Annotated in this window: 14 protein-coding genes; 2 read left to right on the forward strand and 12 right to left on the reverse strand. The window is 64.0% G+C overall.

Annotated elements, in window-relative coordinates:
* Positions 1-115 precede the first annotated feature (115 nt).
* The 7 genes from V8Z74_RS25570 to V8Z74_RS25600 form a co-directional block, all read right to left on the reverse strand.
* A complete protein-coding gene (locus V8Z74_RS25570) occupies positions 116-394 on the reverse strand; it encodes a uridylate kinase (RefSeq protein ID WP_087535301.1) in 279 nt (92 codons plus the stop codon).
* Positions 395-489: 95 nt separating this feature from the next.
* A complete protein-coding gene (locus tag V8Z74_RS25575; protein ID WP_087535300.1) occupies positions 490-1227 on the reverse strand; it encodes a DUF5983 family protein in 738 nt (245 codons plus the stop codon).
* Between the two features lie 79 nt (positions 1228-1306).
* Positions 1307-1993 (reverse strand): hypothetical protein, encoded by a 687-nt coding sequence (locus V8Z74_RS25580; protein ID WP_087535299.1) that lies wholly within the window; start codon positions 1991-1993, stop codon positions 1307-1309.
* A 181-nt stretch (positions 1994-2174) separates the two neighbouring features.
* The gene (locus tag V8Z74_RS25585; protein WP_087535298.1) at positions 2175-2567 is read right to left on the reverse strand and encodes a hypothetical protein; all 393 of its coding nucleotides are present in this window, start codon (positions 2565-2567) and stop codon (positions 2175-2177) included.
* 21 nt (positions 2568-2588) lie between these two features.
* The gene (locus tag V8Z74_RS25590) at positions 2589-2813 is read right to left on the reverse strand and encodes a hypothetical protein (protein WP_087535297.1); all 225 of its coding nucleotides are present in this window, start codon (positions 2811-2813) and stop codon (positions 2589-2591) included.
* A 330-nt stretch (positions 2814-3143) separates the two neighbouring features.
* Positions 3144-3701, reverse strand: a complete 558-nt coding sequence (locus V8Z74_RS25595) for a hypothetical protein (RefSeq protein ID WP_349712190.1) — start codon at positions 3699-3701, stop codon at positions 3144-3146.
* Positions 3702-3944: 243 nt separating this feature from the next.
* On the reverse strand, positions 3945-4373 hold the full coding sequence (locus V8Z74_RS25600) for a DNA cytosine methyltransferase (protein ID WP_000950469.1): 429 nt from the start codon (positions 4371-4373) through the stop codon (positions 3945-3947).
* A 464-nt stretch (positions 4374-4837) separates the two neighbouring features.
* On the opposite strand from V8Z74_RS25600, the gene V8Z74_RS25605 reads away from it, so the two are divergent.
* Together V8Z74_RS25605 and V8Z74_RS25610 are read left to right on the forward strand one after the other, a co-directional pair.
* Positions 4838-4999 (forward strand): hypothetical protein, encoded by a 162-nt coding sequence (locus tag V8Z74_RS25605; RefSeq protein WP_001088011.1) that lies wholly within the window; start codon positions 4838-4840, stop codon positions 4997-4999.
* 113 nt (positions 5000-5112) lie between these two features.
* On the forward strand, positions 5113-5412 hold the full coding sequence (locus tag V8Z74_RS25610; RefSeq protein ID WP_001183923.1) for a DUF2293 domain-containing protein: 300 nt from the start codon (positions 5113-5115) through the stop codon (positions 5410-5412).
* Between the two features lie 452 nt (positions 5413-5864).
* On the opposite strand, the gene sul1 is transcribed toward V8Z74_RS25610, so the two are convergent.
* The 5 genes from sul1 to V8Z74_RS25645 form a co-directional block, all read right to left on the reverse strand.
* Positions 5865-6704, reverse strand: coding sequence for a sulfonamide-resistant dihydropteroate synthase Sul1 (gene sul1, locus V8Z74_RS25620; protein ID WP_000259031.1), 840 nt, complete (start codon positions 6702-6704; stop codon positions 5865-5867).
* Between the two features lie 378 nt (positions 6705-7082).
* Positions 7083-8048, reverse strand: a complete 966-nt coding sequence (locus V8Z74_RS25630; protein ID WP_015460530.1) for a TniQ family protein — start codon at positions 8046-8048, stop codon at positions 7083-7085.
* A gap of 1 nt (position 8049) precedes the next feature.
* Positions 8050-8982, reverse strand: a complete 933-nt coding sequence (locus V8Z74_RS25635; RefSeq protein WP_015460531.1) for a TniB family NTP-binding protein — start codon at positions 8980-8982, stop codon at positions 8050-8052.
* Positions 8979-9665 (reverse strand): Mu transposase C-terminal domain-containing protein, encoded by a 687-nt coding sequence (locus V8Z74_RS25640; protein ID WP_016479967.1) that lies wholly within the window; start codon positions 9663-9665, stop codon positions 8979-8981. Before V8Z74_RS25640 ends, V8Z74_RS25635 begins: the two co-directional genes overlap by 4 nt.
* A gap of 33 nt (positions 9666-9698) precedes the next feature.
* Positions 9699-10460 (reverse strand): TnsB C-terminal domain-containing protein, encoded by a 762-nt coding sequence (locus tag V8Z74_RS25645; protein WP_032072922.1) that lies wholly within the window; start codon positions 10458-10460, stop codon positions 9699-9701.
* Between the last annotated feature and the right edge of the window lie 328 nt (positions 10461-10788).

Genomic DNA, 10788 nt, shown 5'->3' on the forward strand with positions numbered 1-10788 from the left:
CATGGGGCAAGAATGGCCCTGGAGTGAGCGGTCCGCCCGTAGGAAACCGCACCGCGCCGCATCCGCTTTCCTTCGCTGCGGGCAAGAAAAAGCCCCTCGGAAGGGGCTTGGGGGGTCAGGCTTCGTAAACGAAGTAGTGCTCGCGCTGACGCGGGAAGAAGACATGCTTCCATGTATCGCCGCTGGTGTTGCCACCGTCGAACACGACCATTTCGTAGTCGTCCACGTCGGTGTCCACCAGGTCGGCGCTGGCGATATGGCGCATGTGCAGCGTGCCACGCATGCGCTCGAACACCAGGATCTGGCCGATGGCGTCGTCCTGGCTCATGGCGTTGACGCAGGCTCCAAGCTGGTGCTCGAAGTCGAGTGCGGGCGGGATGAGGTCGGGGAACATGAGGGTGCTCCTGTGAAATGAACCAGCCCGGCCCCTAGCGGGGAGACGGGCTGGTATGGGGGAACAAAGAGGAAGGCTGGCGTGTCGCGCGGCTGCTAAGACTCGGCCAGCGGCAGGCCCAGCAGCACGGGTGCGTCGGCGTCGAGGATCAGGATGCGCACATCGGCCTGGCCAGCCAGTTCAAGGATGTTCGCCAGGTCGTCCGGCATACCCTTGTTTCGATGTTCCTGCCGAAGCTGATTCGCACCGATGCCTTCGGCATGCTCCAGGTTCTTGTCCGTCCAGGGCGTGGAGATCAGCTTGACGCCAATCGCCGGGCTGTACGGCACCCGGAACGCGATGAACAGGAAGGCCTCCGGCGTGGCGAGGTCTGCCAGGTTGGCTAGGTATTGGCCGGTTTCCTCGCTGATGTGTGCGCTGCTGATTTCCCAGCATCGACTGTAGTAGCCGGTCTCGAAACTCAGGCGCTGCACGACTTCCCGCGCCGCCTCTGCCGAATAGGTGTCGCCGACGTGGATTGGGCGGCCGTCGAAGTCGTCGCCATGGATGGCATAGACCACGGCGCCGATCACGCCTTCGCCGCTGACACCTTCACCGACGTCACATTCGGCCAGTACCTCGGCACTCACGGGTTCGGGAGCATTCCTGACCACGGCGAAATCGCTGGTGACGATGCAGGACGATGAAATCAGCTCCTCGTCGGAGAGGTGCTGTTGGCTCGCGTGGATGCTTCGCCAGACATGCGGGCTTCCGTCCTCGTAGCTGATGCACAGCGTGCGGACGATTTTCAGATTCCAATAGCCGCGAAGAAAGGGATTGGGTTTCTGGGACATGGGAACTCTCCAGATTGAATAATGGAGCCAATCCCCGCCACCGGGAATTGGACCCGGTGGGTTGAAAGTGGAAAATGCGTCAGGTGGCGCTGATCGTTGGCGTCTGGGCCAGCCGTTCGGCGACGCGATGGCGCACATTCAGGCGGAATTGCTCGTCGTTGATGCTGGCGAGCAGGTTGGCGGCTTCCAGCGCGATCAAGGCCGAGGCCTCTTCGATGTCGGCGGCCAGAATGGTGTTGCGCAGTTGATCGCCGAGTTGAAGCGCCTGCGAGGACGTTCTGAAGACCTGGACCTCGCGGCTCAGGTAGCAGCCGTTACCGCCGAACTCGAATAGCCTTGGCTTGCTGCAATACCAGCAGCCCTCGAACTGGATGGCGGTCAGATGATGGCCGTCGTCGAAGCGGGAGGCGATCAGAAGCAAGGCTTCCAGGTCGGCGCTGTCCTCGAATTGGTGGTGCTCGATCAGGTTCTCCAGCTCCCAGTCCTGGTCAGCACCGAAGTGCGCGGCCAGCCGTTCAAGCAGAGGCGGAATCGACAACCCTTCATCGTCAGGAGTGGGGATACCGAGTTGCGTGGCCAGGTCTTCCAGACCGTCCAGCACATCGCTCCACTGGGGATCGTTGGTCTCCGTGCCTTGGGCGATATAGGCCTGTCCGTTGCCGGGATGGCTTTCGTCCAGCGCGAAGGTGCCGAATAGCGCCTTGATGACGGGCGTCACGCGGTCGAGCACGAGCACGCCGGTGCCTTCGTAGTAGTTGTTTGCCATGGTGGCTCCTTTCGAGAAGTGAGCGGAGCCAGCCCGTGCGGACGATGGCATCCGCATGGGAGAAGCCCAAGGCCGGACGGCACTGGGCAAGGTCGAAAAATGCGAGGGACATGGCCTCGGGTCGAGGCGCATGTCCCTCATGGGGAGTGAAGGCAGCGGAGGTGATGTACCCCGGGGCAACTCACCAGCCGCTGTAGTTCAACAGCAGGTCGGCGATGACCGTGCGGCGTTCCAGATCGAGACCGTCGAAATCCGACAGCCCGTGGAAGTGGCAGCGCTTGAGCATGGCACCGCCCTCGCGCGCGTTGTAGAAGCTGAACATGGCAGAGAGGAACATGCGTTCCCCGCTGCTCAGGACGCCGAGGGCGTCGTTGGCACGCAGCAGGTTGGGACGCAGGTCCCACTTGCTCTTGGCCTGGTTCAGACCTTCGCGGGTGCCGTCGCCGAACCATTGCGGGCCGGCGATCTCGACACCGCGCTTCCAGGCCTCGAAGAAGGCTTGGGGCGCGGCAGCGAAATGCTGCTCTTCCCGCATGATCTGATCGACGACTTCCCGTGGCAGTAGCTGGTTCATGACGTGATTCCTCCAGTTGGATCAGGGCGTGGCGAGCTGGGTCCAGCCGCCTCTTTCGAGGGCACGTTGAGCCGCGGCGTAGCTGCGGAAGTACTCGCGGGATTCCCGCGAAACGGGACCCTCGGTATCGCGCGTGCCGATGTAGTGACCGGCGGCGCTTTGCAGGACTTCGAGCGGCAGGAACTTGCCGCAGTAGGTCGAGGCCAATTGCCCGAAGGTTTGGCCGAAAGAGGCTTGCTGGGACATGGACGGGCTCCTTTGAAAAGCGGGGCCTTGTCCCTCACGGGATGGCAGCTCCCGCATGCGGTTGAAAAAAGGCATCGACGTCACGAGGACGCGCGTCCGCAGACTCGATGCGATGCGGACTGGTGGGTCGCGCGGAGAGAACCCCGCGGCAGCCTGGAACCCTGGCTGCTGGCATGTGCTGACGAATCAGCGAACATGCGGGCAGCTTCGTGCGAGGGCCGCTCGGCGTCAGTGGGAAAACGGCATCCGGCCCAGCCCCGATTGATGGGTGCAGAAAAAAGAAACCCCGCATCGAGTGCGGGGCTGTCAGGAGGGTGCGGTGGCGCTGGGTCAGTCGGGCTTGTCGCCCAGGACATGCTGCTTCCACAGGTCGAATGCCTGCTCGGGCGGAAGCTCGGCGAGGATGACGATGGACTGGGCCTGCCGGCTGCGCAGCTTTGCAAAGTACGCCGCGCGGTCGGCAATGGCCTTGAGCTTGATGCCCTTGATGAACAGCAGTTTGCCGTCCTTGACGAACAGCACCTTGTTGCCGATGTCGCGGTTGAACGCGGCGCGCACCTTGCGTTCCGCGTGCATGGCATCGGCCAGCTCATCGACCAGGAAGTCGAGCGTCATGTCGATGTAGTGAGGGTCTTCGCCCTCCTGGCCGAGGTGGAGCGGCGCAGGCGGCAGGCCCTTGGCGAAGGCTTCGGCCTGCGCCAGCAGCGCCACCTTGCCGCTGAGCGCACGCAGGAACGTCGAGCCGCCGTGGCCGTCGTTGCGGGCCTCGGCGATGGGAGTGCCGTCGAACACGACGGTGGCGCTGAAGCACATCGTTTCCTCGCTGGCGAAATCTGCCACCTTGAGGTTCTTCAGCGTGATGCGGTCTTGCTTGGTGATGTTGTCCATGGGAAGTCCTGAAATCGACCGGGTGGCGACATGCCCCTGACGGGACGTGGCGGCCATCCCGTGGGTTGGAGAAAAGAGGCATCGATGCCCCGGTGGGCAGCGTTCGCCGGTGAGATGCCGAGGCGAACTGGCGGGTGGCGCGGGGGGAACCCACGGCAGCCTTGACACCCTGGCTGCGGGCTGCTGCCGATACGTCGGCAATGCAGGAGGGAGAATGGCGCGGCCCGCAGGCTGCGTCGCCGATCAATCCGAAGCGGTCGAGCCCGTCTTGTGCAGGCACTGCACCAGGCGCTGGCCCAGCCATGCCATGCACGGGACGGCCATGGAGTTGCCGATTGCTTTGTAGCGCGGCGCATCCGCGGCGGGCTTGCCGCGGTAGGGGATCAGCGTGTAGTCATCGGGCATGCCTTGCAGCCGCTCGCACTCCGTCGGCATCAGCCGCCGCACCCGCCAGTGCGACCAGTCGCCGGGGCCGGGGTCGTTCCAGTCGTAGCGGAAATGCGCCTCGAAGTCGGGGGCCAGCACATGGGGCTTGTCCGCGCCGCCGCCGCTGGTACGCAGTGTGGCCGCTACGCTGCCGCCCAGCTCCGCTGCAAGGCCCTGCTCGCGGCCGCGCAGAGACACGCAGGCCACCATCGGCACGCCGTAGCCCGGCTTGCCGTTGGACAGCACGGTGCAAGCCACCTGGCCATGGCCCGACTCGAAGCGCACTTCACCACGGTTGTTCTGCGCGAAAGCGATGGCGGGTACGACACCGGCGTTCGCATGGCTGTTGCGATGCCCGCCGGCGCGCAGCTGTAAAAACGCAGAAGTGGATGTCCCGCCGCAACACTGGGCGTCCCTGAGTTTGCTCAGTTGTGATGTCCCCGCTATCGCGATGGGCAGCAAGAAGGCGAGCGGTGCGCTCCTCAGGGTCTGTGAAGGGCGCACACTAGGGGTCCCGCCGCAACGCCTCCGGACCGAGTGGTCCCGTCTGAAGCCTACGAGGCGGCGACTGAAATCCTGCGGACCGCCGCCAAGCCATTCGCGCTGGCGCATGTGTTGGCTCTCTCTCCTCCATTACACCGTGTGGCCGTAAAGGCGTAGGCGTCGGACCGGTGTGGCCGGGCGGTCGGGTGTTGTGGTAGTTGGACTGCGTGAACTCCCAAGCCGACAACTTTGACGACGACCAGGAAGCGACCGCCGAGGGCATTGCCGACATTGAGGCAGGCCGGACTATCAGCCACGAGGCTGTGAAAGCCTGGCTATTGTCGTGGGGAACGCCGAACGAACTGCCGCCCCCCAAGGTTGGCGATTAGCTGACGGCAACATCGGAAGGCATGTCGCTGAGCTACCCTTTTGGCGGCCCCCAAGCACCTCATGCGACCCCTTTTGGCGTAGGCCGATGCGAGCGTCTCCTTGGAGGCATCGCATGCAGCAAGGCACATTATTCACCCGGCGGACGGTCGAGCGACATTTTCGCAAACATCAAGCTCGCTGCCCGCCGGAATACCGCGAGATCCTCATCGAACGGATTCTGGCCAAACGGTGGACAGAAGCCTCGCTAGGCAAGGTCGTCGGCATTGTGGCCTCAACCTTCGCCCGCCACCAACTTACCGACTACGATCGACTTTTGGCGATCTCCGGTATGGCTCGCGCCGAGGCGCGGTTAATTGTCAGCCGCGAAGTAAGCGACATTCTAGAAAGCTGGCGCAGCACCGCGCTCCCCTAGCCAAATCGGTGGAGCGAGCCGCGCGCACGCTTATCCGCCGGTGCATGGCTATGCACCCCCGCCCCGTCCCAGCGCCCAATGCGCTAGGAGTAGCTTAAGCACTCCGCTGGCATCGTCGAGACATGGATGCCGTCGCTGCAACTCGCGACTAGGAGCTCGGATCTCAGGACGAAGGTCTCCGCGAATGTCCGGTCGATCCGCGCGACGTCCCAGGCGGGCGTTCCCTTGGCGGACATCCACGCCGCAGCGTCGTGCATCAGCCGCACAACCTCGTCGATATCACCCGAGCAGGCGACCCGAACGTTCGGAGGCTCCTCGCTGTCCATTCGCTCCCCTGGCGCGGTATGAACCGCCGCCTCATAGTGCAGTTTGATCCTGACGAGCCCAGCATGTCTGCGCCCACCTTCGCGGAACCTGACCAGGTCCGCTAGCGGGCGGCCGGAAGGTGAATGCTAGGCATGATCTAACCCTCGGTCTCTGGCGTCGCGACTGCGAAATTTCGCGAGGGTTTCCGAGAAGGTGATTGCGCTTCGCAGATCTCCAGGCGCGTGGGTGCGGACGTAGTCAGCGCCATTGCCGATCGCGTGAAGTTCCGCCGCAAGGCTCGCTGGACCCAGATCCTTTACAGGAAGGCCAACGGTGGCGCCCAAGAAGGATTTCCGCGACACCGAGACCAATAGCGGAAGCCCCAACGCCGACTTCAGCTTTTGAAGGTTCGACAGCACGTGCAGCGATGTTTCCGGTGCGGGGCTCAAGAAAAATCCCATCCCCGGATCGAGGATGAGCCGGTCGGCAGCGACCCCGCTCCGTCGCAAGGCGGAAACCCGCGCCTCGAAGAACCGCACAATCTCGTCGAGCGCGTCTTCGGGTCGAAGGTGACCGGTGCGGGTGGCGATGCCATCCCGCTGCGCTGAGTGCATAACCACCAGCCTGCAGTCCGCCTCAGCAATATCGGGATAGAGCGCAGGGTCAGGAAATCCTTGGATATCGTTCAGGTAGCCCACGCCGCGCTTGAGCGCATAGCGCTGGGTTTCCGGTTGGAAGCTGTCGATTGAAACACGGTGCATCTGATCGGACAGGGCGTCTAAGAGCGGCGCAATACGTCTGATCTCATCGGCCGGCGATACAGGCCTCGCGTCCGGATGGCTGGCGGCCGGTCCGACATCCACGACGTCTGATCCGACTCGCAGCATTTCGATCGCCGCGGTGACAGCGCCGGCGGGGTCTAGCCGCCGGCTCTCATCGAAGAAGGAGTCCTCGGTGAGATTCAGAATGCCGAACACCGTCACCATGGCGTCGGCCTCCGCAGCGACTTCCACGATGGGGATCGGGCGAGCAAAAAGGCAGCAATGACGCCGTGGCACATTGGCGACTTCCACGTGGAAGTTTCACCGAGCTGACTCGGCTGGAGCATGGGCTTGGTCATGATGCGGTCCTTCGAGTCGAAAAGCCCGGCAACCGATAATGGCTTCCGGGCAACCTTATATGAAGAAATGTCGCATGAACGGCCGACTATGGCAAACATAAACGCCAATTTGGTAGCAAAAAGCCCGCGCGAGAGTAGCGTCGCAACTGTTTGAGATTCATGATGAAAGGCGTCGCGTTAATGAAGACTCACCGTGGCGCAGCGGCAACGCATCCAACACCCAGCGACGAACAGGCGACCGCCGTCAGGGCGTCAGGTAACGGATCACTGGATCGGCATAGGCGAACGGTGATCGGCCATAGCGCCGGTCCGCAAACGCCCAGGACTTCCAGACCCGGGCGTCGGCGCAGTGGCCCACAAACAGCCACGGCCACCCGCGCATCGCCCGGGCGGTGAGGCCTGATAGTCGATGTCGATCAGCGGCCGAAGCGGTCTCGATCTGCTTGGCGGCGTAGGGCGCGGGATCACCGCCCCAACTGCGCGCGACCTCGTCGCGCAGACCCTGCGACCGCTCGCCGCCGCTGAGCACGGTCATCACCTGACGAACCAGGCCGAAATAGGCCAGCGGGTGAATGGCCTCCAAGTCGGTCCGCGGGACGACGTCGGGCGCGAGCATTTCGCTGAGCCGAAACTCGAACTGTAGCGCCTGGCTCTCGGCCGCCATCACCGGGTGGTCGCGCCGATCGGCGGTGCAGATGTGGCACCAGGGATCGGCGCCCCGATGAGGGACCGCGGGCGCGCCGCAGTCATGGCAGCTGTCGGCCAGCACCAAGCCGTGGCGAGGACAGGTGCTGGCGATCGCCAGGCGCCAGCGACGCCGATAGTAGGGCTCGGCGTCCTCGGTCAGGCAGAGGGGGCACCACTGCTGGCCCGGCCGCCGGCGGGTGCGGTGATGAATGCCCACGGGCAGCAGCCACTGGGTCGCCCCCGTGACCCGGACCTCTTCGAACAACGTGCCGACCCAGGGCCGGAAGGTCGTCAACTCCGCGACCTGCGCATCGACCCCGGTATGCGCGACCAGCCCCTCCATGAGCCGAGGCGGCGCCAGCCCGTCGATGTCGCGATTCCAGATCTGCAGCCCGGGCCAGACGGCGTGACAAAAGCTATGCAGCTTGGCGGAGTTGCCGAGCGCGATCCGCCGCAGCCAACTAGAGAGCAGTTCGTCGGCCTGCGGGCGGGGACGCCAAGGCCACAGACGCAGGTCCGACATCTCAGAGCGGCGGCAGCGAGGCGGCTCTGAGGAGGACGTCCTCCCGCTGCCGCCGAACCGATGGCCTCACATGGTTCAGCGAGCGCAGCAGCGGAAGATCAATGCGCTCTTTCTCTGAGCGGATGGCCATCAGGGCGGCGCGGCGCACCAGATAGGCGATCTCGCGCGTGGTCCCCTCCGACTCGTTGATAATCCAGGTCGCGATCTTGTCATCGGAAAGCCCGGAAGCGTGGCGAAGCGGCAGACAGGTCTCCAGGCTGTTGAGCAGGCCATAGGTCTGTTCGTTATGACCCCAGACCTCGAGTCGATGCGGCTCGAACCGGCGCTCGATCTGCGGGTCCCACCGAAGCGTGCGCAGCGCGGCGATCGTGCCGCACCCGACGATGGTGATGCCGAGGTCATTGCCGAGCAGCTTGATTGTCGCCAGCGCCTCTTCGCGTTGTTTGCGATTGCCCTTCTCGATGTGATGCAATTCGTCGATGACCAGGATCTTGACCCCGCTGGTTCGGAGCAGTCTGAGGACGTCAGGATAAAGGGTGTCGGTGCTCGCGCTCTTGCCGTAGGGCGCGTTGAGTTGCCCAAGGATCCGCACCAGCAGCCCTCGGGCAGAACCGGTCGGCCCCATGCTCACGACCAGCACCGGGACGTTGGCCTTGGACGCCCTCGGATCGTCCGGGAGGTTCTGCAACTTGGCGAAGCGCTTGACGATTTGGCTTTTGCCGATGCCCGACGGCCCCCAGATCAGGATGTGGCTGTCGCCTTCGGTCGGATAATCCTCCAGCGCCTCCTGAAGCCGCTCGGTGATCGCATCGGCGGCGGCGTAGCGGATGAAGACTTTCTGCCGGATCAGGTTGAGCCGCTGGGCGGTGTTGTCCGCCTCAAGCGCCTCGCGGGCGGCCTTGGTGAGGCGGCGGTCCTGCGAGATGAGGATCATTCGTCGATCTCATAAAAGATGTCGCGACGAACCGGAGCCTGCGGCGCTGGCGGTGCGTCTTCGGAGATGGGCGCATGCGGCGTGAGTTCGGCGGTGACTTGTTCGCCGACCCGCCGACGCTCCTGCTTCAAGCGACTCCTGTGTCGCTTCTTCGCGTTCTGTGCGTCCTGCTCCAGCAGGCGTTGGCGCTCCATTGACGCCATGATGGTCGCCATGTCCGGCTTGTCGCCGATTTGGGCGACCAACCGCTTGCGGGTCTCGTTGAACTCCCACACCGACACGTTGGGAAGGGTAATCTGCTCGCAGCGCAGCTCGCAATAGGTCCCCTCGATTGGGTGGAGGAAGTAGATGCGTGAGGCGTCGTAGGGGTTTCGGCGGACGACGAACTTGCGTTGCTCTCCAGCGTCCAGGAACGGCCGCAACACCTCGTCCCAGTATTCGATATTGTCCCAGCGCATGCCGTAGCGCTCGATCGTCCGGTCTTCGATGTCGGCGAAGTCGAGATAGAGCTTCTGCTTGTCAGCGATGATCGGCGGGAGGCCGGCGCCTGCACGCTTCTCGGTGCCATAGATGCCGCGCTCCCAGGCCAGATCCGGGCGCTGCTTGGTCGTGCTGTGCGGCCGGACGTGATACTGGCCGCAGATGAACTCGAGCATCCAGACCTCTAGCTCATCGAGGGTCATCTCGGCCGCCTCGTTCGGATTGCGGGTCTTGACCTAGTCGAAGCCGCGATCACGGGCGGTTGCTGCGGGGAGCAGCCGCATCTGGTCCATCGCCGTGCCCATGAAGCGTTCAATGATGCCGCCGAAATGGACCAGCCCTGGCGGGCGATGCTCGGGCGGCGCGATGCCGTATTCCCTGCACCCATAGAACAGGGCGCGTGACCAAAACTCAGCTGCGTTGTCGAGATAGACGCTATTGGGCGTGCCATACATCGGCCATGGGAGTGGAACGCCGACGCGCTCCAGCCACTCATCCTTGGGCGTCATCACCCGCGTCATGCACTGAGCGACGGTCGAGGCGTTTGGATATTCCCAGGTCAGCACGAACGCGAGGACGGCTCGGGTGCATTCGTCGAGCGCGATAGTGATCCAGGGACGGCCGACATGCTCACGGTCGAAAGCGCTCGCGCAGACCACGTCGACGAGCGTGTGGTCGATCTGGATACGCTCAAGTGGAAACGTCGTTTCGGGCGTCTTGCCTCGGATATGCTCGTATCGCTCACGAGCCACCTTCTTTCCGTACTTCAGGCCGACGCGCTCACGCGCCGGAACGCCGGCGAAGCGGCTTCGCAACGTGTTGTGCGAGGGCGGTATCAAGCCCCGCCGCACGCAGCGGTTTCGAATCTCGGCGAATGCGTGATGGTTCTTGGCCTCCTTGCGATGACGGCTGAACTCCAGCCGCACCTCGGTGATGACTTCCTCGACGCGGAGGTCGAGCCGCAGCCGCCCCCGCCCGCCGCTCCGCCCGCGCGGCAACAGGCAGGTTCCGCGCCGGTGATGCCCGCTATTGCTTCGGCCATGACTTCGATCAGCGCCGCGTCGATGCCACGGGCTCCACGCTCAGTGAGCGCCTCGCAGGCCTTGAAGGCGCGCAGGGCCGTGGCCAGTTGCCCCGCCGTCAAGTGCGTGATCGCAACACCATCGCATGGCAGGCCCAGTCGGCGGCAGGTCTCTTGTTTGATGCTCATGAATTAATCCTTGTTGATGCGCGGCCAAGCAGGCGTTGCATTTCGGTGTGCAGCACGGATTGCCCGAATGCGTACAGGTGCTCGCGCACGCGCTCGGCATCGTTCTTGCGGAATGC

Origin of the sequence: Comamonas sp. w2-DMI (genome assembly GCF_040187735.1) — a bacterium.
Taxonomy (GTDB): domain Bacteria; phylum Pseudomonadota; class Gammaproteobacteria; order Burkholderiales; family Burkholderiaceae_C; genus Comamonas; species Comamonas terrae.